The following is a 22,600-nucleotide window of genomic DNA, read 5'->3' as shown; positions in this document are numbered from 1 at the left end:
TTACTCCTTCGCCTCGTTGCGGCCGAGGTGGAACGCCGTCACTGCTGCAGCCAGCAGCAGCATCGAGGCCAGTTCCACCACCAGCAGGTAAGGGCCGAACAGGCTGATGCCCACGGCCTTGGCGTCAACGGTGGTATGACCGATGGCGGCGCCGCTCGGCTGCACGAACAGCACGTACAGCAGTTCGGCCAGCAGCAGGACGGCGAGGAACACCGGCCCGCCCCAGATGCCGGGCTTGAGCCAGCCGCGCTCCTGGGCGACCGAGGCCGGCCCCAGGTTGAGCATCATCACCACGAACACGAACAGCACCATGATGGCGCCAGCGTAGGCGATCACTTCGAGCACGCCGGCAAACGGCGCGCCGAGGGCGAAGAAGGTCATCGCCACGGAGATCAGCGAAATGATCAGGTAGAGCAGGGCATGCACCGGGTTGGTGTTGGTGATCACCCGCAGGGTGGACACCACGGCGACACCGGATGCGAAATAGAAAGCGAATTCCATCTTTCTTCCTTAAGGGAGCAAGCTCTTCACGTTGATCGGCTCGGCTTCGTTCTGCGCGGCGCCCTTCGGCTTGCCGGCAACGGCCATACCTGCAACACGGTAGAAGTTGTAATCAGGGTTCTTGCCGGGGCCGGAGATCAGCAGATCTTCTTTCTCGTACACCAGGTCCTGACGTTTGAACTCGGCCATTTCGAAATCCGGGGTGAGCTGGATCGCGGTGGTCGGGCAGGCTTCCTCGCAGAGGCCGCAGAAAATGCAGCGCGAGAAGTTGATGCGGAAGAACTCGGGGTACCAGCGACCGTCTTCGGTCTCGGCCTTCTGCAGCGAGATGCAACCCACCGGGCAGGCCACGGCGCACAGGTTGCAGGCCACGCAGCGCTCCTCGCCGTCGGGGTCGCGGGTCAGCACGATGCGGCCGCGGTAGCGCGGCGGCAGGTAGACCGGCTCTTCGGGGTATTGCAGGGTGTCGCGTTTGCGGAACCCGTGGGAGAACACCATCACCAGGCTGCGCAGCTGGGTGCCAGTGCCCTTAACGATGTCGCCAATATACTTGAACATGGGTCAAATCCTCACTGGGCCGCAACAGCTGGCGTGTTGAGCAACACGAGCGCAGCGGTCACCAGCAAATTGATCAGGGTCAGCGGCAGGCAGAACTTCCAGCTGAAGTCCATCACCTGGTCATAGCGCGGGCGCGGGATCGAGGCGCGCAGCAGGATGAACAGCATGATGAAGAACGCGGTCTTCAGGGCGAACCACACGAACGACAGTTGCGGCAGGATGCCGAACGGCCCGTGCCAGCCACCGAAGAACAGGGTTACCAGCAGCGCCGAGATCAGGATGATGCCGATGTACTCGCCCACGAAGAACATGCCCCATTTCATGCCGGCATATTCGATGTGGTAGCCGTCGGCCAGTTCCTGTTCCGCTTCCGGCTGGTCGAAGGGGTGACGGTGAGTCACGGCCACGCCAGCGATGAAGAAGGTACAGAAGCCGAAGAACTGCGGAATGATGAACCACAGGTTCTGCGCCTGGTATTCGACGATGTCGCGCATGTTGAACGAGCCGACCTGGGCCACGATGCCCATCAGCGCCAGGCCCATGAACACTTCGTACGACACGGTCTGGGCCGAGGCCCGCAGGCTGCCGAGCAGGGCGTACTTGTTGTTCGACGACCAGCCGGCGAACAGGACGGCGTACACCGACAGGCCGGCCATGGCGAAGAAGAACAGCAGGCCGATGTTCAGGTCCGCGACACCCCAGGTCGGGGTGATCGGGATGATCGCGAAGGCGATCAGCAAGGCGCTCATGGCCACCACCGGCGCCAGGGTGAAGATCACCTTGTCGACGAAGGGCGGGTTCCAGTCTTCCTTGAAGAACATCTTCAGCATGTCGGCGGCAATCTGGAACATGCCGAACGGGCCGACGCGGTTAGGACCGTAACGGTCCTGCCACCAGCCCAGCAGGCGACGCTCGACGAAGCTGAGCAGCGCACCGCAGACCACCACCGCCAGCAACACCACGATGGCCTTGATGACAGTGAGGATCACATCGATCACTTCAGGGGTGAACCAGGTCATTGTGCTGCCTCCTGCAAGCCTTCGACGGATGCACCGAAGATGGCAGGCGGGATGCCGGCCAGGCCTTTGGGCAATGCAACCAGGCCTGCGCCCAGTTCCTCATTGATGCGCAGCGGCAGACGCAGGGTCTGGCCGGCCACGTTCAGGCTCAGCAGTGCGCCGTCGTTGACGCCCAGGCGGTCGGCTTCGGACTTGGCCAGTGCCACGTAGGCCTGCGGGATGCGCTCCTGCACCGGGGCGGCGCGCGAAGAGTTCTCTTCACTGCCGAACAGGTGGTAGAACGGCACGGCCTGCCAGGTGCCACGGGCCGGCGAGAACGCCGCCGGAACGCTGGCGAACCAGTTCAGCCTGTCGCCCTGGGTCTCGATCAGGCGGGTGCCCGGGTCGCCTGCACGCAGGTGACCACCGACCTCGTCCTGGAACTTGTTCCAGGCCTGCGGCGAGTTCCAGCCCGGCGACCAGGCGAACGGCACCTGCTGGCGCGGTTCGGCGGAGCCCGAGTAGCCTTCCATGGAGAAGGCGAACGCGGTGTCCGGGTCTTGCGGGGTACGTGGCTCGTGCACGCTGATGTTGGCGCGCATGGCGGTACGGCCCGAGTAGCGCAGCGGCTCGCGGGCCAGTTTCATGCCCTTGATGCGGAACGCGGCCGATGGCGCGGCGTTGACGATGCCGGCCAGTTGCGGCACCACGCCAGCCACGGCGTGGGTCACGTGGTCCAGCTGGGTCCAGTCGACCGGCTTGTTGAGCAGGGTGGCACGCAGTGCATGCATCCAGCGCCAGCCTTCGTGCACCAGGATGCTGCTGTCCAGGTACTGCGGGTCGAACACCTGGAAGAAGCGCTGGGCGCGGCCTTCCTGGCTGACCAGGGTACCGTCGCCCTCGGCGAAGGTGGCGGCCGGCAGCACCAGGTGCGCGCGGTCGGTGGTCGGGGTTTTCTGGTGGTCGGCAACGATCACCACCTTGGCCGCGGCCAGGGCAGCGTCGACCTTGGCAGCCGGTACGCGGCTGTACAGGTCGTTTTCCAGCACCACGATGGCATCGGCCTTGCCGGCGATCACGGCGTCCAGCGCCGCATCGATCGACTCGCCACCGAGCATGGCCAGGCCCAGGCTGTTGGCCTCGGGCACCACCAGGCTCAGCGAGCCGTTCTTCTCGCGCAGCTTGAGTGCCTTGGCGATGTTGGCGGCAGCTTCGATCAGAGCCCTGGAGGCCAGCGAAGTACCGGCAACCACCAGTGGGCGGTTGGCCGCGACCAGGGCGTCGGCGATGCGCTTGGCCAGGTCCAGGGCTTCGGCGTCCAGGCCTTCGACGGCTGGGGCGCTCGGGTCGATGGCGTGGGCCACGGCGAAACCGATGCGGGCCAGGTCGTCCGGCGCGGCGTGCACGCACTCTTGCGCCACGTCGTCGAGCTTGGTCTCGCTCAGGCTGGCAATGAACAGCGGGTACATGGCGTGCTGGCCGATGTTCTTCACCGCGGCATCGAGCCACGGCTGAACGCGCATGGCATCGGCCATCGCCTCGGCCTTGCCCTTGACCGACTGACGCAGGGCCAGGGCCACGCGGGCAGCGGTCTGGGTCAGGTCTTCGCCAAGCACGAACACCGCGTCATGGTCTTCCATGTCGCGCAGGGTCGGCACCGGCAGCGGGCTGTCGTTGAGCACCTGCAAAGCCAGGCGCACGCGCTCCAGCTCACCGGCTTCCATGCCTGCATAGAAATGTTCGGCACCCACCAGCTCGCGCAGGCCGTAGTTGCTCTCCAGGCTTGCACGGGGCGAACCGATACCCACGATGTTGCGCCCGCGCAGCATGTCGGCGGCCTTGTCCAGCGCGGCGTCCAGGCCCAGTTTCTGGCCGTCCTGGAGCAGTGGCTGGCGTGGGCGGTCGGTACGGTTGACGTAGCCGTAGCCGAAGCGGCCACGGTCGCACAGGAAGTACTGGTTCACCGAGCCGTTGAAACGGTTCTCGATGCGGCGCAGTTCACCGTAGCGCTCGCCCGGGCTGATGTTGCAGCCGCTGGAGCAGCCATGGCAGATGCTCGGGGCGAACTGCATGTCCCACTTGCGGTTGTAGCGCTCGGAGTGGGTCTTGTCGGTGAACACACCGGTCGGGCAGACCTCGGTCAGGTTGCCGGAGAACTCGCTCTCCAGGGCACCGTCCTCGACACGGCCGAAATACACGTTGTCGTGCGCACCGAACACGCCCAGGTCGGTACCGCCGGCGTAGTCCTTGTAGTAGCGCACGCAGCGGTAGCAGGCGATGCAGCGGTTCATCTCGTGGGAGATGAACGGGCCGAGCTCCTGGTTCTGGTGGGTACGCTTGGTGAAACGGTAGCGGCGCTCGTTGTGGCCGGTCATCACCGTCATGTCTTGCAGGTGGCAGTGACCGCCTTCCTCGCACACCGGGCAGTCGTGCGGGTGGTTGGTCATCAGCCATTCGACGACGCTGGCGCGGAACACGCGGGCTTCTTCGTCTTCGATGGAAATCCAGCTGCCATCGGTGGCAGGGGTCATGCAGGACATGACGATGCGACCACGGGTGTCGTTCTCGTCGGTGTACTGCTTGACCGCACACTGGCGGCAGGCACCGACGCTACCGAGCGCCGGGTGCCAGCAGAAATAGGGGATGTCGAGGCCTAGCGACAGACACGCCTGTAACAGGTTGTCTGCACCGTTGACTTCGAGCTCTTTGCCGTCTACGTGGATAGTGGCCATGGTTCAAAGTTCTTCGTTGGCCCGCGTCTGCGGGCGTGGCTAATGGAAAGCTGTATGCCTGCGGTTCGCCGTCATCCGGGCGAGCATCGCGGGCAACGGGCGGCACGGACCGCCCGTCTTCTTGTTCGTTATGCGCCAACCACAACGGGTTTGGCCAAGTCCGGGCGCGGTGCAGCAGTGGCTGCGATGCCGGCTTCGAACTCGGGGCGGAAGTATTTGATGGCACTGCCCAGCGGCTCGACCGCACCGGGTGCGTGAGCGCAGAAGGTCTTGCCTGGGCCGAGGAAACCGACCAGCCCCAGCAGCGTCTCGATGTCGCCTGGCTGACCCTGGCCTTTCTCGATGGCGCGCAGCAGCTTGACGCTCCACGGCAGGCCGTCGCGGCACGGGGTGCAGAAGCCGCACGATTCGCGGGCAAAGAACTCTTCCATGTTGCGCAGCAGCGAGACCATGTTGACGCTGTCGTCAACGGCCATGGCCAGGCCCGTACCCATCCGGGTACCGACCTTGGCGATGCCGCCGGCGTACATCTGGGCGTCGAGGTGCTCGGGCAGCAAAAAGCCGGTACCGGCGCCGCCTGGCTGCCAGCACTTGAGCTTGAAGCCGTCGCGCATGCCGCCGGCGTAGTCTTCGAACAGCTCGCGGGCGGTGACGCCGAAGGGCAGTTCCCACAGGCCAGGGTTCTTCACCTTGCCGGAGAAGCCCATCAGCTTGGTGCCGTGGTCTTCGCTGCCTTCGCGGGCCAGCGACTTGTACCAGTCGATGCCGTTGCCGACGATGGCCGGCACGTTGCACAGGGTCTCGACGTTGTTCACGCAGGTCGGCTTGCCCCACACGCCCACGGCGGCAGGGAAGGGCGGCTTGGAACGCGGGTTGGCGCGGCGGCCTTCGAGGGAGTTGATCAGTGCGGTTTCTTCACCGCAGATGTAACGCCCGGCGCCGGTGTGCACGAACAGCTCGAAATCGAAACCGCTGCCCAGGATGTTCTTGCCCAGCAGGCCGGCAGCCTTGGCTTCCTCGACCGCACGGGTGAGGTTGCGCGCGGCGGTGGTGTATTCGCCACGCAGGAAGATGTAGCCGCGGTAGGCCTTGAGCGCGCGGGCACTGATCAGCATGCCTTCGATCAGCAGATGGGGCTGTTGCTCCATCAGCATGCGGTCCTTCCAGGTGTTGGGCTCCATTTCGTCCGCGTTGCACAGCAGGTAGCGGATGTTCATGGATTCGTCTTTGGGCATCAGGCCCCATTTGACGCCCGTCGGGAAGCCCGCACCGCCACGGCCCTTGAGGCCGGAGTCCTTGACGGTCTGCACGATGTCGTCCTGCGACATCTGCGCCAGTGCCTTGCGGGCAGCGGTGTAGCCGTCCTTGGCCTGGTACTCGTCGAGCCACAGTGGCTCGCCGTCGTCGCGCAGGCGCCAGGTCAGCGGATGGGTTTCGGCGGCGCGCGCGATGCGGTTGGCCGGGCCGAAGGAAGTGATGGTCATACGTAACCCTCCAGCAGTTTGGAAACGCCGGCAGGTTGCACGTCGCCAAAGGTGTCGTCGTCGATCATCAGGGCCGGGGCCTTGTCGCAGTTGCCCAGGCAGCACACCGGCAGCAGGGTGAAACGCCCGTCTGCGGTGGTCTGGCCCAGGCCGATGCCCAGCTCGCTCTGGATCTGGCTGACCACCGACTCGTGGCCGCCGATGTAGCAGACCATGCTGTCGCACACACGGATGATGTGGCGGCCGACCGGCTGGCGGAAGATCTGGCTGTAGAAGGTGGCCACGCCTTCGACGTCGCTGGCAGGGATGCCCAGCACTTCGCCGATGGCGTACACGGCGCCGTCCGGCACCCAGCCGCGTTCCTTCTGAACGATCTTCAGGGCTTCGATGGACGCCGCGCGCGGGTCCTCGTAGTGGTGCATCTCGTGCTCGATGGCCGAGCGCTCGGTTTCGCTCAGGGCGAAACGGTCGGTTTGGATAAGCGTGTTATTCATGCTTAGCGGTCCACGTCAGCCATAACGAAGTCGATACTGCCCAGGTACGCAATCAGGTCCGCGACCATGCTGCCGCGGATCACCGAAGGGATCTGCTGCAGGTGCGGGTAGCTCGGAGTGCGGATCCGGGTGCGGTAGCTCATGGTGCCGCCGTCGCTCGTCAGGTAGTAACTGTTGATGCCCTTGGTCGCTTCGATCATCTGGAAGGACTCGTTGGCCGGCATGACCGGGCCCCACGAAACCTGCAGGAAGTGCGTGATCAGGGTCTCGATGTGCTGCAGGGTGCGCTCTTTTGGCGGCGGCGTGGTCAGCGGGTGATCCGCCTTGTACGGGCCTTCCGGCATGTTGCGCATGCACTGGTCGATGATCTTGATGCTCTGGCGCATTTCTTCCACGCGCACCATGCAGCGGTCATAGGCATCGCCATTGCTGGCCAGCGGCACTTCGAACTCGAAGTTCTCGTAGCCCGAGTACGGGCGTGCCTTGCGCAGGTCGAAGTCGCAACCGGTCGAACGCAGGCCGGCACCGGTGACGCCCCATTCCAGGGCTTCCTTGGTGTTGTAGGCAGCCACGCCGATGGTACGGCCCTTGAGGATGCTGTTCTGCAGGGCGGCCTTGGTGTACTCGTCGAGGCGCTTGGGCAGCCAGTCGACGAAGTCCTTGACCAGTTTTTCCCAGCCGCGCGGCAGGTCGTGGGCCACGCCACCGATACGGTACCAGGCCGGGTGCAGACGGAAACCGGTGATGGCTTCGATCACGGTGTAGGCGCGCTGACGGTCGGTGAAGGTGAAGAACACCGGGGTCATGGCGCCGACGTCCTGGATGTAGGTACCCAGGAACAGCAGGTGGCTGGTGATGCGGAAGAACTCGGCCATCATGATGCGGATGGTGTCGACCTTCTGCGGCACCTTGATGCCGGCCAGCTTCTCGACCGCGAGCACGTAGGGCAGGTTGTTCATCACCCCGCCCAGGTAGTCGATGCGGTCGGTGTAGGGGATGAAGCTGTGCCAGGACTGGCGCTCGGCCATCTTCTCGGCACCACGGTGGTGGTAGCCGATGTCCGGGACGCAGTCGACGATCTCTTCACCGTCCAGCTGCAGCACGATACGGAACGCACCGTGAGCCGAAGGGTGGTTGGGGCCAAGGTTGAGGAACATGTAGTCCTCGTTGGCACCGGAACGCTTCATGCCCCAGGCTTCGGGGTTGAAGCGTGCGGCTTCTTCCTCGAGCTGCTGCTTGGCCAGGTTCAGGCTGTAGGGGTCGAACTCGGTGGCGCGCGCCGGGAAGTCCTTGCGCAGCGGATGGCCTTCCCAGGTGGGCGGCATCATGATGCGGGTCAGGTGCGGGTGGCCGGCAAAGTCGATGCCGAACATGTCCCAGACTTCGCGCTCGTACCAGTTGGCGTTGGGCCAGATACCGGTGACGGTGGGCAGGTTCAGGTCACCTTCGTTCAGTGCCACCTTGATCATCACGTCGCTGTTACGCTCGACGGACAGCAGGTGGTAGAACACGGTGAAGTCGGCGCCCGGCAGGCCGCGACGCTGGGTGCGCAGGCGCTCGTCCACGCCGTGCAGGTCGTACAGCATGCTGTACGGCTTGGCCACGTTGCGCAGGAAGGTCAGCACTTCGATCAGCTTGGCGCGGGCAACCCAAAGCACCGGCATGCCGGTGCGGGTGTCCTGGGCGGTGAACGCCTCGGGGCCAAAACGATTGTTCAATTCGACGACCACATCCTGGTCGTCAGCCTTGTAAGGCGGGATGTAAATAGCGGTGTCCGCTGTCATGGTCTCGATCGCTTTCGGTCAACGTAGAGAATGAAGCCAGGCCGCCTGCTCGAATGAACAGGCGGCAGGTCGCTGGATCAGACTTCGTCGGGGCTGCGCAGGTGGGTAACCTGGATACGCTGTTCACGACGCTGCTCTTTCTGCGACGGCATCTCGGCGCGGTACACGCCTTGATCGCCGACGACCCACGAAAGAGGGCGCCGCTCCTTGCCGATCGATTCCTGCAGCAGCATCAGGCCTTGCAGGAACGCTTCGGGGCGAGGCGGGCAGCCAGGCACGTAGACATCCACGGGGAGGAACTTGTCGACCCCCTGAACGACCGAGTAGATGTCGTACATGCCACCGGAGTTGGCGCACGAACCCATGGAGATGACCCACTTGGGTTCGAGCATCTGCTCGTACAGGCGCTGGATGATCGGCGCCATCTTGATGAAGCAGGTGCCGGCGATGACCATGAAGTCGGCCTGACGCGGCGATGCCCGGATGACCTCGGCGCCGAAGCGGGCGATGTCGTGGGGTGCCGTGAAGGCCGTGGTCATTTCCACGTAGCAGCAGGAGAGGCCGAAGTTGTACGGCCACAGGGAATTCTTGCGCCCCCAGTTGACGGCTCCACTGAGTACATCTTCGAGCTTGCCCATGAAGATGTTCTTGTGGACCTGGTCCTCTAGCAGCGAATCGGAGACGGTTTCCCGTTCACCGATTGGATACTGCTCGTTGGGCGCATCGGGGTCGATCCTGGTGAGATTGTATTGCATTGCCAAAGCCTCATTGTTTCAGCTTCGCTTGCCGCTTGCGACGACCTTCGGGAGCCCAATCGAGGGCCCCGACGCGCCATAGGTAGACAAGACCTGCCAACAGAATTGCTATGAAAACGAGTGCTTCGACGAATCCGGTCCAGCCGCTTTCGCGGACGGACACAGACCATGCAAAGAGAAAGAGGGCTTCGATATCGAAGATCACGAACAGCATCGCGACCAGATAGAATTTGGCGGAAAGACGCAGGCGGGCACCGCCTGTTGGCAGCATGCCGGACTCGAACGGTTCGTTCTTGCTGCGGCCCCAGGCCTTGCTGCCCAGCAGGGCGGACAGGCCGAGCATGAAGGCACACAGGCCGACGACACCCAAAAGGAAGATGGCAAAGCCCCAGTTGTGGGCGATGAGTCCTGTCGAATCGGGCATGCTGAAAATCCTTAACAGAGCGCTTGGTCTCTGAGCTTGAAAAGAAGTAGAGCAGTGACGATATGTCGCAGCGAAATCTATCGCGCTGATTTTATGGGTAAACCCGTAGCAAGTAAAATTTCTGCAGCAAATTTATTCGTAGCATTAAGAACAAAAATCTTTCGTAACTCGCTGCAGGCCACGTATTCCGTGGATTGCGCGTGCTTTTGTTAATTATGTTTCTTGTATGGCGTAACGAAATGCAAGTTTCGAAATGATAATTAATATCATTTGAAGAGCTCTTGTTATTCCTACCTCCTGCGTCAACTAAAAGTTGTTGTTCAAGGGTGTGGCCGGCAAGTTTGTGCGCCCCTGTTTCGGGCAGTGTCTGCGTGCTGGCGCTGGGCTCTGGCTCAGGGTTGTGCGCGGGGGTGGCGCGTCGGTATCTGCGCTGCCAAGGCCGTCCGCTGACGCCGGTGTGCACTAGCATAGCCAATCGGGGGTAATAAGGAAGCCTTGTGCCGGGCGGCTGGCCTTTTCGCCGGCAAGGCTGGCGCCTGCGCGGGGTATGAATGGCACAAGACCCGGAGCCCCATCACAGGCCCCGGGTCTTGCGTGTTACCCGAATGTCACCAATCGATCAGCCGATCAGTGGAACTGCTCTTCTTCGGTCGAGCCGGTCAGGGCGGTAACCGAAGACTTGCCACCCTGGATCACGGTGGTCATGTCGTCGAAGTAGCCAGTGCCCACTTCCTGCTGGTGCGCCACGAAGGTGTAGCCTTTGGACGCGTCGGCGAATTCCTGCTCCTGCAGCTTCACGTAGGCAGTCATGTCGTTGCGGGCGTAGTCGTGCGCCAGGTTGAACATGCCGTGCCACATGTTGTGGATGCCAGCCAGGGTGATGAACTGGTGCTTGTAGCCCATGGCCGACAGCTCGCGCTGGAACTTGGCGATGGTCGCGTCGTCCAGGTTCTTCTTCCAGTTGAAGGAAGGCGAGCAGTTGTAGGACAGAATCTGGTCCGGGTATTCCTTCTTGATGGCTTCGGCAAAGCGGCGTGCTTCGTCCAGGTCCGGCTTGGCGGTTTCGCACCAGATCAGGTCGGCATACGGTGCGTAGGCCAGGCCGCGGGCAATCGCCTGGTCCAGACCGGCACGTACCTTGTAGAAACCTTCCTGGGTACGCTCACCCACCACGAATGGCTGGTCGTACGGGTCGCAGTCGCTGGTCAGCAGGTCGGCGGCGTTGGCGTCGGTACGGGCCAGGATGATGGTCGGTACACCGGCAACGTCGGCCGCCAGGCGGGCAGCGCTGAGCTTCTGTACGGCTTCCTGGGTCGGAACCAGTACCTTGCCGCCCATGTGGCCGCATTTTTTAACCGAGGCCAGCTGGTCTTCGAAGTGAACGCCGGCGGCGCCTGCCTCGATCATGTTCTTCATCAGCTCGTAGGCGTTGAGTACGCCGCCGAAACCGGCTTCAGCGTCAGCCACGATCGGTGCGAAGTAGTCGATGTAGCCGTCGTCGCCCGGGTTCTTGCCGGCTTTCCACTGGATCTGGTCGGCGCGACGGAACGAGTTGTTGATGCGCTTGACCACGGTTGGCACGGAGTCCACCGGGTACAGCGACTGGTCGGGGTACATGGACTCGGCCGAGTTGTTGTCGGCAGCCACTTGCCAGCCGGACAGGTAGATAGCCTGGATACCGGCCTTGACCTGTTGAACAGCCTGGCCGCCGGTCAGGGCGCCCATGCAGTTGACGAAATCTTTTTCAGGGCGGAACGAAGGATGGGCGCCTTTGGTTACCAGGTTCCACAGCTTCTCGGCACCCATGCGGGCCAGGGTGTGCTCAGGTTGAACCGAGCCACGCAGACGAACGACATCAGCGGCAGAGTAGGTACGGGTCACGCCTTTCCAGCGTGGGTTCTCGGCCCAATCTTTTTCGAGGGCTGCAATTTGCTGTTCGCGTGTCAGTGCCATGAAAGTAAACCTCGTCGCATAGGTCGGTAAAAAATGTTCGCTCTGTCGGCTGCGCTGTGCGTACAGGGGCAGCTCCGATTGCTCGCTGGTCAGAAGCACTGGCAGCCAGTGGTGTGGGCGAAATGGCGACGTTGAACGATGGGGCTCGAAGGGGGGAAGTGAGCAGGTCCTTGGCGTGGCTGTCGGGCAGGTTGGCTCGTGGTTGCCGTGCTGCGTCGATCAGGGTGTGCCGTCTACCGTTTGATGCGCTTCCGTCCCTCGGGACAACTTCGTTCCAGTCGCAATCTCGTCAAACCGCCTTGTGGGCTGTACAGACACGAATCGGCTCAGGTCGGGTAGGTCAGAGCGCAACTCGAAGGCCCTTGCCAGGGCCTCTGATTAGCGGGAGCGGGGCCATCATGCCTCTGCGATTCGGGGGCGTCAAATGTTTTGTAGTGCTTTTTTTCATCCACTACATCTTTGGTCTAATACGACTCGTCAGTCAGTTTCGAGGCCTTTGGTCGAGGCCTTGAACGGCGCGGGGTCAGTCCAGTGCCTCGACTTTTACCCGCAAAGTCATGTTCTCACCGCGCTGGGTGGAGTAACTGAGGGTCGAAGCGCTGCGATCGGCCTGACTTTGAGCGTTGACACCTGCCAGGCTGATCCACTCGCCAAGCTTGCCGGTGACCTTCGTGTCGGTGCTTTGCACCTTCACTACATCGGGACGTTCCTGGCTCATCCGGTCATTGTTGGTGCTGATGGCAAGGTGCACGGTTTCGCCGGTGACGCTGGCGGTGACGTAGAAACCCTGGGTGACGTTGCGGTACTCGGTGTTGCTCTGCACGCGTCCGTAGCTGTCGGTCTGGGTGCTGGTGATGGGAATGCTCTGGCCAACCTGGATCAGCGCCGGAGTTCCCTCGCTGGCCTGCACCTGTTGCAGCCCACCCTCGCGGTTGGCGGTGCCGTAGCGGATCACGCGGGCGTTGCCGCGGTTGTCCTGGACGTTGCTGTCGGTGTTGTCGACGCTGATCAGCAGGCGCTTGGGGGCGGTGTCCAGTTGTTGCAGCAGGGTGCGAAGTTCGTCGATCTTGCCGGGCTCGGCATTGACGATCAGCTTGTTTTCGAAGGTGCTGACACTGCCGTCCTTGCCGATGAAGGCTTGCGCGGCGGGGAGCAGTTCGGCGCTGGTGCGGTGGTTCAGCGGCAGGACTTCGGTGGCGGCCAGCGCACTGAGGCTGAACGACAGAAGCAGGGTGGCGAGCAGGGGGCGTAGCGGCATGTCAATGGTCTCCGCGGGTGGAGTGGACATGATGGCAAATTTGTAGCGGTTGTGCTGGCCTGTTCGCCGGCAAGGCCGGCTCCCGCGGGAATGGGAGCTGGTCTTGCCGGCGACAGGGTTGGCGCTTACTGCGAGTCGCGCACCATGTCCACGTGCGGCAGGCCGGCCTCGAGGAACTCCTCGCTGACGACCTTGAAGCCCAGGCGCTCGTAGAATGCGGTGGCATGCACTTGTGCGGTGAGCTTCTGCTGGCGCAGATCGCGGTTCTGCGCCTCGGCGATGGCGGCCTGCATCAGTGCGTCACCCACCTTGAGCCCGCGCCAGTCCTTGAGCACCGACACGCGCCCGATCTGGCCATCCTGCAACAGGCGGGCGGTGCCGATGGCGTAGTCACCCTCAAAGGCCAGGAAGTGCACGGCGATGTTGTCGTCGGCATCCCACTCCAGCTCTGGCGGCACGTTCTGCTCGGCAATGAACACCGATTCGCGGATACGGCGGATGTCGGCGTTGTCTTTCTGCCAATCGGCCAGGCGTACTTCGATCTTATTCATTGGCAAATCCCAGGCTTCCTTGCTTGACCAGTTCGCAGATCAGGGTAAGGCCATTTTCGTCGCCAAGCCATGGCGCGAGGTTTTCCACGTGCAGGGCGTCGGCGGCGCAGATCAGCTTGAGCAGGTCGCGCAGTTCGCCCGGCAGCAGGCGGCTCTGGCCGCTGGCGAACAGCAGCACGTTGTCGTCGACTTCCGACCAGGCCAGGCGCGCGCTCGGGTTGCGGATCAGGATCGCACCCTGTTCCAGGCTGTCGATCAGGTCTTCTTCGCTCAGTGCCTCGCCAGCCACCAGTTCCGGGTAGCGTGGTTCGGTCATGAACTGGCCGAACCAGGTCAGCAGCAGGCGCTCGTCGCTCATGTGCTCGGCCAGCAGGCCCTTGAGGCGGTCCAGGGCGTCGCGCTGGATCTGGTGCGGGTCGCTCACTGGCTGGGCGTCGGCGTCGGTGTAGCGCTCTTCGTCAGGCAGGAACTGGCTGAGGAAGTCGGTGAAGTGGGTCAGCACTTCGGCGGCGCTCGGCGCGCGGAAGCCGACCGAATAGGTCAGGCAGTCGTCTTCGGCCACACCGTAGTGGGCCAGGCGCGGTGGCAGGTAGAGCATGTCGCCCGGTTCCAGGGTCCACTCATCGGTCTGCTCGAAGTCGGCCAGGATGCGCAGGTCGGCGTGCTCGATCAGCGGGCTGTCGCTGTCGCACATCTGGCCGATCTTCCAGTTGCGCTTGCCCTGGCCTTGCAGCAGGAACACGTCGTAGTTGTCGAAGTGCGGGCCCACGCTGCCACCCGGGGCGGCGAAGCTGATCATCACGTCGTCGATGCGCCAGCTTGGCAGAAAGCGAAAGCTCTCCAGCAGCTCGCCCACTTCCGGCACGAACTGGTCGACGGCTTGTACCAGCAGGGTCCAGTCGCGCTCAGGCAGGGTGCTGAAGGTATCGTCGTCGAACGGGCCGCGGCGCAGTTCCCACGGGCGCTCGCCATGTTCGATGACCAGGCGCGATTCGACTTCCTCTTCCAGTGCCAGGCCGGCCAGTTCATCGGCATCGATCGGGCTTTCGAAATCAGGGAAGGCCTGGCGAACCAGCAGGGGCTTCTTCTGCCAGTAGTCGCGCAGGAATTCGCGGGCAGTCAGGCCGCCCAGCAGCTGAAGTGGGGTATCAGGATTCATGTGTAACCTATTGAAAAAAAGTAATTTTCTTTCAGCAATAAAAACGCCCGGCCAAGCCGGGCGTCAAAACGCGGGGGCAATCAGATGCGTTTGGCTTGTGCCGCGGCATTACCGATGTAGTTGGCCGGGGTCAGCTTCTTCAGCTCGGCGCGGGCTTCGGCCGGCATGTCCAGGCCATCGATGAAGGTTAACAGCGCTTCAGGGCTGATACCTTTGCCGCGGGTCAGCTCTTTGAGCTTCTCGTACGGGTTTTCGATGTCGTAGCGGCGCATCACGGTCTGGATCGGCTCGGCCAGGACTTCCCAGCAGGCGTCCAGGTCTTCGGCAATGCGGGCTTCGTTGATTTCCAGCTTGCTGATGCCCTTGAGGCTGGCCTCGTAGGCGATCACGCTGTGGGCGAAACCGACGCCCAGGTTGCGCAGCACGGTGGAGTCGGTCAGGTCGCGCTGCCAGCGCGAGATCGGCAGCTTGCTGGCCAGGTGCTGGAACAGCGCGTTGGCGATGCCCAGGTTGCCTTCGGAGTTCTCGAAGTCGATCGGGTTGACCTTGTGCGGCATGGTCGAGGAACCGATTTCGCCGGCAATGGTGCGCTGCTTGAAGTAGCCCAGCGAGATGTAGCCCCAGATATCGCGATCGAAGTCGATCAGGATGGTGTTGAAGCGGGCGATTGCGTCGAACAGCTCGGCAATGTAGTCGTGCGGTTCGATCTGGGTGGTGTAGGGGTTGAACACCAGGCCCAGCTCGTCTTCGATGAAGGCGCGGGCGTTGGCTTCCCAGTCGATCTGCGGGTAGGCCGACAGGTGGGCGTTGTAGTTGCCCACGGCGCCGTTGATCTTGCCCAGCAGCGGCACGGCGGCAACCTGGGCGATCTGGCGCTCCAGGCGGTACACCACGTTGGCCAGCTCTTTGCCCAGGGTAGTCGGCGAAGCCGGCTGGCCGTGGGTGCGCGACAGCATCGGTACGTCGGCGAAGCGGTGGGCCAGTTCGCGGATCGACTCGGCGATCTGGCGCATCAGCGGCAGCAGCACGCTGTCGCGGCCTTCGCGCAGCATCAGGCCGTGGGACAGGTTGTTGATGTCCTCGCTGGTGCAGGCGAAGTGGATGAACTCGCTGACCTTGGCCAGTTCCGGCAGCTGGGCGGCCTGCTCCTTGAGCAGGTACTCGATGGCCTTGACGTCGTGGTTGGTGGTGCGCTCGATCTCTTTGACGCGCTCGGCGTGCTCGAGGGCGAAGTCGTCGGCCAGGGCGTTGAGCACGGCGTTGGCTTCGGCGGAAAACGCTGGTACTTCAGCGATTTGCGGGTGGGCGGCCAGGCGCTGGAGCCAGCGGACCTCGACCAGGGCGCGGAAACGGATCAGGCCGTATTCGCTGAAGATGGGGCGCAGGGCCTGGGTTTTGCCGGCGTAGCGGCCGTCAACAGGGGAAACCGCAGTGAGCGAGGAAAGCTGCATGGGGTGTTCTCGGACAGTCGGGCAACGAAAAGGGCGCATATCATACATGAAAAACGCGCCCGGGTTTTGAGGGTGACAAAAGGTCTTTCGGGCCTTTTCGCTGGCAAGCCAGCGAAGGCCGCGACGTGGCCAGGGTCAGCCGCGCAGCATCGGGTACAGCTCCTTGAGCAGCTTGCGCCGGCTGATCACCAGCTGCCAGCGGTGCCCGCCCAGCTGGCGCCACAGGCGCGCAGCACGGATGCCGGCCAGCAGCAGGGCGCGGATCTTCGAGGCATTGTTGGGCTGCTGCAGGTTGCGCATGTCGCCATGCACCTGGATACGCTGGCGCAGGGTGCTCAGGGTGTCCTGATAGAGGGCGCCGCACGAAGCGATCACGTTTTCATGCACCAGGCCGAAATGATCGGCCTGGGACTGGATCTGCGGCAGACGCTTGCCGATGGTGTCGAGCATGTCGCCACGCTTGGCCAGCTGGCGCTCCAGGCCCAGCATCGACAAGGCGTAGCGCAGCGGCTCGCGCTGCAGGCTGGCAGGGTCGCGCTCCAGCGCGCTGGCCAGGGCGCGGTAGCCATCCTTGAGGTTCAGGTCGTCACCGCCGAACACCTCCAGGGTGTCCTTGGGGTCGCGTACCAGCAGGCTGCCGAGCATGCAGCCCAGGTCGGCCTCGCTGGCCTGGCCTGTGCGGGCGATTCGGTCGACCAGCACGGCGGCCTGGAATACCCCGCCCAGGGCCACCAGTTGCTCTTGCATCTGGTTCATCAGCGGCTGCTCCAGGGCTCGGCCACTTCGATCACACCGCCCCCCAGGCATACCTCACCGTCATAGAACACCACCGACTGGCCCGGCGTCACGGCGCGCTGCGGCTCGTCGAAAACGGCGCGGTAGCCGCTTGCGGTGCGTTCCAGGGTGCACGCCTGGTCGCTCTGGCGGTAGCGCACCTTGGCCGTCAGCTGGCGCGGGCTGGAGAGGTCGACGGGGTTGACCCAGAAGATCTCCGAGGCGAGCAGGGCGCGGGAGAACAGCCACGGGTGCTCGTTGCCCTGGCCGACCACCAGCACGTTGCGGCTGAGGTCTTTCTCCAGCACGTACCACGGCTCGTCGCTGGCATCCTTGAGGCCGCCGATGCCCAGGCCCTGACGCTGGCCGATGGTGTGGTACATCAGGCCGTGGTGCTGGCCGATGACTTCACCCTCGGTGGTCTGGATTTCACCGGGCTGCGCCGGCAGGTACTGCTTGAGAAAATCGCTGAAACGGCGCTCGCCGATAAAGCAGATACCGGTGGAGTCCTTCTTCTTGGCCGTGGCCAGGCCGTGTTTTTCGGCGATGGCGCGCACCTCGGGCTTTTCCAGTTCGCCCACCGGGAACAGCGTGCGGGCGATCTGCTCGCCGCCGACGGCGTGCAGGAAGTAGCTCTGGTCCTTGTTCGGGTCCAGGCCCTTGAGCAGCTCGGTACGCCCGTCGATGTCGCGGCGGCGCACATAGTGGCCGGTGGCGATCAGGTCGGCACCGAGCATCAGGGCGTAGTCGAGGAACGCCTTGAACTTGATTTCGCGGTTGCACAGGATGTCCGGGTTCGGCGTGCGCCCGGCCTTGTACTCTTCCAGGAAGTGCTCGAACACGTGGTCCCAGTACTCGGCGGCAAAGTTGGCGGTGTGCAGCTTGATGCCGATGCGGTCGCACACGGCCTGGGCATCGGCCAGGTCTTCGCGGGCGGTGCAGTATTCGGTGCCGTCGTCCTCTTCCCAGTTCTTCATGAACAGGCCTTCCACCTGGTAGCCCTGCTCGATCAGCAGGAGGGCGGAGACGGAAGAGTCCACGCCGCCGGACATGCCGACGATGACGCGTGTCTTTTCGGGTTCGTAGAGTGCTGGACTGGTCATAGGTACCGGCTGTGTATCTGGAAAAAGACGTCGATTCTATCAGGCTGCGCCGCGCAAGGCGAAAGCCGCGGCTTCAATTGCGGATCAGGCTCAGGCTGTGCAGCGGGCCGGCCAGGTAGTCGTCGATGCATTGCGGCACCAGCTCGCTGCGCCAGCGCTCGGGGTCGGCCAGCAGTTCGTCGCGGGTGAGCCAGGTGGCGCGCACGATGTCGGTGTCCAGGGCGCGTTCGGGGTGGTGGCGAAGCGGGCGGGCAGCGAAGCAGATGCGCTGGTAGGTCACGCCGTTGCTGGGGGCGGTATAGAGGTAGATGCCGACGATGCCGGTAAGCTCGACGTCCCAGGCGGTTTCTTCGAGGGTCTCGCGCAGGGCGGCTTCGAGCAGGGTTTCGTTGGCTTCGAGGTGGCCGGCGGGCTGGTTGAAGACGTGCCGGCCGGCCTTGAATTCCTCGACCAGCAGGAAGCGGCCGTTGTCTTCGACGATGGTGGCGACGGTGATGTGGGGTTGCCAGGTCATGCGGGTGCCTTCGTAGTGGGGTGGCGTGCCTCTTCGCCGGCAAGGCCGGCTCCTACAAAGGGCTGTAGGAGCCGGCCTTGCCGGCGAAGAGGGCGCCGCCGATGTCCAGAAAGCACAAACCCCGGTGCGTGGCCGGGGTCTGTGTGTCAGCTCAAGCCAACCTTACAGCGCGGCAACCGCGTTGTTGAAGGTCTGGCTCGGGCGCATTGCCTTGGCGGTCAGCTCGGCATCGGGGTAGTAGTAACCCCCGATTTCAACCGGCTTGCCCTGGACTGCGTTGAGCTCGGCGACGATGGTCGCTTCGTTCTCGGTCAGTGCCTTGGCCAGCGGTGCGAAGCGTGCTTGCAGCGCCGCGTCATCGGTCTGTGCAGCCAGTGCCTGGGCCCAGTACAGGGTCAGGTAGAAGTGGCTGCCACGGTTGTCGATGCTGCCAACCTTGCGCGCAGGGGACTTGTTGTTGTCCAGGAACTGGCCGGTGGCCTGGTCCAGGGTCGCAGCCAGTACCTTGGCCTTGGGGTTGGCGTAGGCGGTGCTCAGGTGCTCGAGCGAAGCTGCCAGGGCCAGGAACTCGCCCAGCGAATCCCAGCGCAGGAAGTTTTCTTCCACCAGCTGTTGCACGTGCTTGGGTGCCGAACCGCCGGCGCCGGTTTCGAACAGGCCGCCGTTGTTCATCAGCGGCACGATCGACAGCATCTTGGCGCTGGTGCCCAGCTCCATGATCGGGAACAGGTCGGTCAGGTAGTCACGCAGCACGTTGCCGGTGACCGAGATGGTGTCTTTGCCGGCACGGATGCGCTGCAGCGAAACCTTCATGGCCTCGACAGGCGACAGGACACGGATGTCCAGGCCGGTGGTGTCGTGGTCTTTCAGGTACTTCTGGACCTTCTCGATCAGCACGCCGTCGTGGGCGCGTTGCGGGTCGAGCCAGAAGATCGCCGGGGTGGCGCTGGCACGGGCACGGTTGACGGCCAGCTTGACCCAGTCCTGAATCGGCGCGTCCTTGGTCTGGCACATGCGGAAGATGTCGCCGGCTTCGACGTCCTGGGACAGCAGCAGGTTGCCCTTGCCGTCGACGACGCGGATCACGCCATCAGCCTTGGCCTGGAAGGTCTTGTCGTGGGAGCCGTACTCTTCGGCCTTCTGTGCCATCAGGCCGACGTTCGGCACGCTGCCCATGGTGGTAGGGTCGAAGGCGCCGTGTTGCTTGCAGTCTTCGATCACCGCCTGGTAGATGGTGGCGTAGCAGCGATCCGGGATCACTGCCTTGGTGTCCTGCAGTTGGCCTTCGGTGTTCCACATCTTGCCCGAGTCGCGGATCATCGCCGGCATCGAGGCGTCGACGATGACGTCGCTCGGCACGTGCAGGTTGGTGATGCCCTTGTCGGAGTTGACCATGGCCAGCGCCGGGCGCACGGCATACACGGCCTGCACGTCGGCTTCGATCTGGGCCTGCTGCTCGGCTGGCAGGTCCTTGATGCGGGCGTACAGGTCGCCGATGCCGTTGTTCAGGTTGAAGCCGACCTGCTCCAGTACGGCGGCGTGCTTGGTCAGCGCGTCCTTGTAGTACTCGGCGACGATCTGGCCGAACATGATCGGGTCGGAGACCTTCATCATGGTGGCTTTCAGGTGAACCGACAGCAGTACGCCCTGGGCCTTGGCTTCTTCGATCTGGGCAGCGATGAAGCTGCGCAGGGCCTTGGTGCTGAGCACGGCGCAGTCGACGATTTCGCCGGCCTTGACCGCGGTCTTTTCTTTCAGGACGGTGGTCGAACCGTCCTTGGCCAGCAGTTCGATGCGCAGGCTGTCATCGGCTTCGATCAGCGCGGCTTTTTCGCTGCCGTAGAAGTCGCCGTTGTCCATGTGCGCGACGTGCGACTTGGAGTCGGCTGCCCAGGCGCCCATCTTGTGCGGGTGCTTGCGGGCGTAGTTCTTGACCGACAGCGGTGCGCGGCGGTCGGAGTTGCCTTCGCGCAGTACCGGGTTCACGGCGCTGCCCTTGATGCGGTCGTAGCGGGCGCGGGCTTCTTTTTCCGCGTCGGTGCTGACGGTGTCCGGGTAGTCCGGGATGTTGAAGCCCTTGGCTTGCAGTTCCTTGATCGCGGCCTTCAGCTGCGGTACCGAGGCGCTGATGTTCGGCAGCTTGATGATGTTGGCTTCAGGTGTGGTTGCCAGTTGGCCCAGTTCTGCCAGGTGGTCGGCCACTTGCTTGTCGGCGCCGAGCTGTTCAGGGAAGGCAGAGAGGATACGGCCAGCGAGCGAGATGTCACGGGTTTCGACGGCGATGTCGGCAGTGGCGGTGAACGCTTCGACGATGGGCAGCAGTGAGTAGGTGGCGAGGGCGGGGGCTTCGTCGGTGAAGGTGTAGATGATCTTGGATCGGGTGGGCATATTCGGGTTAACTCTCTGTTTTGCTGAGCGTGCGCGGAATCTCGAGGGGTGCGCAGGATAGGCGCTTCGCTCAAGCGGATCCATGAGCAGAAAGTCGAGGATTCCGGGCTGTGATGGTGGGTTGCATCAGTCGAGTGTCAAACGGCTGAACTGCGGTAACAGCCCAGTCTTGTCGGGGCCGGACGTCTCTATTCGGACCGGTCGCCCCCAGTGACCCTTTGGTCACCGGCGGAGTATATCAAACCCTTGGTCGTAATCATCAAGGTCAACATGTCGGATGGCCACTTTTAGACCAAAGACGTAGAGCGTTTTACGCTGGTATGACGGTTTTTTCGGCGAGGTTTGCGTCTGCGTTCAACTGGGTTAGGCTCTGGGGATTGCATGAAGTCCTATCAACCAGAAAAAAGCGGAGTGCAGCATGGGATACCAGAAAATCAAGGTTCCGGCAGTCGGTGACAAAATCACCGTCAACGCAGACCATTCTCTCAATGTTCCCGACAATCCGATCATCCCCTTCATTGAAGGTGACGGTATTGGCGTCGATGTCAGCCCGGTGATGATCAAGGTGGTCGATGCTGCAGTCGAAAAGGCTTATGGCGGCAAGCGCAAGATCTCCTGGATGGAGGTGTACGCCGGCGAGAAGGCCACCCAGGTCTACGACCAGGACACCTGGCTGCCCCAGGAAACCCTGGATGCGGTGAAAGACTACGTGGTATCGATCAAGGGCCCGCTGACCACCCCGGTCGGCGGCGGCATCCGTTCGCTGAACGTCGCCCTGCGCCAGCAACTGGACCTGTACGTGTGCCTGCGTCCGGTGGTGTGGTTCGAGGGTGTGCCCAGCCCGGTGAAAAAACCTGGCGACGTCGACATGGTGATCTTTCGCGAGAACTCCGAGGACATCTATGCCGGCATCGAGTGGAAGGCCGGCTCGCCCGAGGCGAACAAGGTCATCAAGTTCCTCAAAGAGGAAATGGGTGTCACCAAGATCCGCTTCGACCAGGATTGCGGCATCGGCATCAAGCCGGTTTCCAAGGAAGGCACCCAGCGCCTGGTGCGCAAGGCCCTGCAGTATGTGGTGGATAACGACCGCGAGTCGCTGACCATCGTGCACAAGGGCAACATCATGAAGTTCACCGAGGGGGCCTTCAAGGACTGGGGCTACGAGGTGGCCAAGAACGAATTCGGCGCCGAGCTGCTCGATGGCGGCCCGTGGATGAAATTCAAGAACCCCAAGACCGGGCGTGAAGTGATCGTCAAGGACGCCATTGCCGACGCCATGCTCCAGCAGATCCTGCTGCGTCCGGCCGAGTACGACGTGATCGCCACCCTCAACCTGAACGGTGACTACCTGTCCGACGCCCTGGCAGCGGAAGTGGGCGGTATCGGTATCGCGCCGGGTGCCAACCTGTCGGACACCGTGGCCATGTTCGAGGCCACCCACGGCACGGCGCCCAAGTATGCCGGCAAGGATCAGGTCAACCCTGGTTCGGTGATCCTGTCGGCCGAGATGATGCTGCGTCACCTGGGCTGGACAGAGGCGGCGGACCTGATCATCAAGGGCACCAACGGGGCTATCAAGGCCAAGACCGTGACCTACGACTTCGAACGCCTGATGGAAGGCGCGACGCTGGTGTCGAGCTCGGGCTTCGGTGAGGCGCTGATCAAGCACATGTAAGCGGGCAGCAAAAGGCCGGCCTGTCCGAGAGGGCAGGCCGGCCC

Annotated in this window: 19 protein-coding genes; 1 reads left to right on the top strand and 18 read right to left on the bottom strand. The window is 63.2% G+C overall.

Annotated features, from left to right (window positions below; translation table 11 throughout):
- The 18 genes from nuoJ to KH389_RS16465 form a co-directional block, all read right to left on the bottom strand.
- Positions 1 to 501: an NADH-quinone oxidoreductase subunit J gene (gene nuoJ / locus KH389_RS16550; RefSeq protein WP_043860871.1), complete on the bottom strand. Its 501-nt coding sequence runs from the start codon at positions 499 to 501 to the stop codon at positions 1 to 3.
- Positions 502 to 510: 9 nt separating this feature from the next.
- Entirely contained in the window at positions 511 to 1,059 is a 549-nt protein-coding gene (gene nuoI / locus KH389_RS16545; protein WP_009400993.1) for an NADH-quinone oxidoreductase subunit NuoI, read from the bottom strand.
- An 11-nt stretch (positions 1,060 to 1,070) separates the two neighbouring features.
- The gene (gene nuoH / locus KH389_RS16540) at positions 1,071 to 2,078 is read right to left on the bottom strand and encodes an NADH-quinone oxidoreductase subunit NuoH (protein WP_054915105.1); all 1,008 of its coding nucleotides are present in this window, start codon (positions 2,076 to 2,078) and stop codon (positions 1,071 to 1,073) included.
- Complete coding sequence (gene nuoG, locus KH389_RS16535; protein ID WP_043860869.1) at positions 2,075 to 4,789, bottom strand: NADH-quinone oxidoreductase subunit NuoG; 2,715 nt, start codon at positions 4,787 to 4,789, stop codon at positions 2,075 to 2,077. Before nuoG ends, nuoH begins: the two co-directional genes overlap by 4 nt.
- Positions 4,790 to 4,917: 128 nt before the next feature.
- Positions 4,918 to 6,273, bottom strand: coding sequence for an NADH-quinone oxidoreductase subunit NuoF (gene nuoF / locus KH389_RS16530; protein ID WP_043860868.1), 1,356 nt, complete (start codon positions 6,271 to 6,273; stop codon positions 4,918 to 4,920).
- Positions 6,270 to 6,767 carry an NADH-quinone oxidoreductase subunit NuoE gene (gene nuoE, locus KH389_RS16525; RefSeq protein WP_043860867.1) on the bottom strand — a complete coding sequence of 166 codons (498 nt, stop codon included), beginning with the start codon at positions 6,765 to 6,767 and terminating at the stop codon, positions 6,270 to 6,272. Before nuoE ends, nuoF begins: the two co-directional genes overlap by 4 nt.
- Positions 6,768 to 6,769: 2 nt before the next feature.
- Entirely contained in the window at positions 6,770 to 8,551 is a 1,782-nt protein-coding gene (gene nuoC, locus KH389_RS16520; RefSeq protein WP_043860866.1) for an NADH-quinone oxidoreductase subunit C/D, read from the bottom strand.
- A 77-nt stretch (positions 8,552 to 8,628) separates the two neighbouring features.
- Positions 8,629 to 9,306, bottom strand: coding sequence for an NADH-quinone oxidoreductase subunit B (locus KH389_RS16515; RefSeq protein WP_043860865.1), 678 nt, complete (start codon positions 9,304 to 9,306; stop codon positions 8,629 to 8,631).
- A 10-nt stretch (positions 9,307 to 9,316) separates the two neighbouring features.
- On the bottom strand, positions 9,317 to 9,730 hold the full coding sequence (locus tag KH389_RS16510) for an NADH-quinone oxidoreductase subunit A (protein WP_010220397.1): 414 nt from the start codon (positions 9,728 to 9,730) through the stop codon (positions 9,317 to 9,319).
- 627 nt (positions 9,731 to 10,357) lie between these two features.
- The gene (gene aceA / locus KH389_RS16505) at positions 10,358 to 11,683 is read right to left on the bottom strand and encodes an isocitrate lyase (RefSeq protein WP_043860864.1); all 1,326 of its coding nucleotides are present in this window, start codon (positions 11,681 to 11,683) and stop codon (positions 10,358 to 10,360) included.
- Positions 11,684 to 12,206: 523 nt separating this feature from the next.
- A complete protein-coding gene (locus tag KH389_RS16500; RefSeq protein WP_231390883.1) occupies positions 12,207 to 12,941 on the bottom strand; it encodes a secretin N-terminal domain-containing protein in 735 nt (244 codons plus the stop codon).
- 125 nt (positions 12,942 to 13,066) lie between these two features.
- Complete coding sequence (locus tag KH389_RS16495) at positions 13,067 to 13,492, bottom strand: GNAT family N-acetyltransferase (RefSeq protein ID WP_043860862.1); 426 nt, start codon at positions 13,490 to 13,492, stop codon at positions 13,067 to 13,069.
- Positions 13,485 to 14,651, bottom strand: coding sequence for a ribosomal protein uL16 3-hydroxylase (locus KH389_RS16490; RefSeq protein ID WP_043860861.1), 1,167 nt, complete (start codon positions 14,649 to 14,651; stop codon positions 13,485 to 13,487). Before KH389_RS16490 ends, KH389_RS16495 begins: the two co-directional genes overlap by 8 nt.
- 80 nt (positions 14,652 to 14,731) lie before the next feature.
- Positions 14,732 to 16,102 carry an adenylosuccinate lyase gene (gene purB / locus KH389_RS16485; RefSeq protein WP_043860860.1) on the bottom strand — a complete coding sequence of 457 codons (1,371 nt, stop codon included), beginning with the start codon at positions 16,100 to 16,102 and terminating at the stop codon, positions 14,732 to 14,734.
- Positions 16,103 to 16,237: 135 nt separating this feature from the next.
- Positions 16,238 to 16,858 (bottom strand): high frequency lysogenization protein HflD, encoded by a 621-nt coding sequence (hflD, locus tag KH389_RS16480; RefSeq protein WP_043860859.1) that lies wholly within the window; start codon positions 16,856 to 16,858, stop codon positions 16,238 to 16,240.
- Positions 16,858 to 17,979: a tRNA 2-thiouridine(34) synthase MnmA gene (gene mnmA, locus KH389_RS16475; protein ID WP_058541215.1), complete on the bottom strand. Its 1,122-nt coding sequence runs from the start codon at positions 17,977 to 17,979 to the stop codon at positions 16,858 to 16,860. The genes hflD and mnmA overlap by 1 nt, the downstream gene beginning before the upstream one ends.
- Positions 17,980 to 18,052: 73 nt before the next feature.
- The gene (locus KH389_RS16470; protein WP_054915102.1) at positions 18,053 to 18,493 is read right to left on the bottom strand and encodes an NUDIX hydrolase; all 441 of its coding nucleotides are present in this window, start codon (positions 18,491 to 18,493) and stop codon (positions 18,053 to 18,055) included.
- 162 nt (positions 18,494 to 18,655) lie between these two features.
- Complete coding sequence (locus KH389_RS16465; protein WP_043860856.1) at positions 18,656 to 20,881, bottom strand: NADP-dependent isocitrate dehydrogenase; 2,226 nt, start codon at positions 20,879 to 20,881, stop codon at positions 18,656 to 18,658.
- Between the two features lie 418 nt (positions 20,882 to 21,299).
- Between KH389_RS16465 and icd the strand changes: the two genes are divergently transcribed.
- A complete protein-coding gene (gene icd / locus KH389_RS16460; RefSeq protein ID WP_043860855.1) occupies positions 21,300 to 22,556 on the top strand; it encodes an NADP-dependent isocitrate dehydrogenase in 1,257 nt (418 codons plus the stop codon).
- The last annotated feature ends 44 nt before the right edge of the window (positions 22,557 to 22,600 follow it).

The sequence above is a fragment of the Pseudomonas qingdaonensis genome (genome assembly GCF_018398475.1).
Classification (GTDB): Bacteria; Pseudomonadota; Gammaproteobacteria; order Pseudomonadales; family Pseudomonadaceae; genus Aquipseudomonas; species Aquipseudomonas palmensis.
This window is presented reverse-complemented; position numbering and strand designations above follow the sequence as displayed.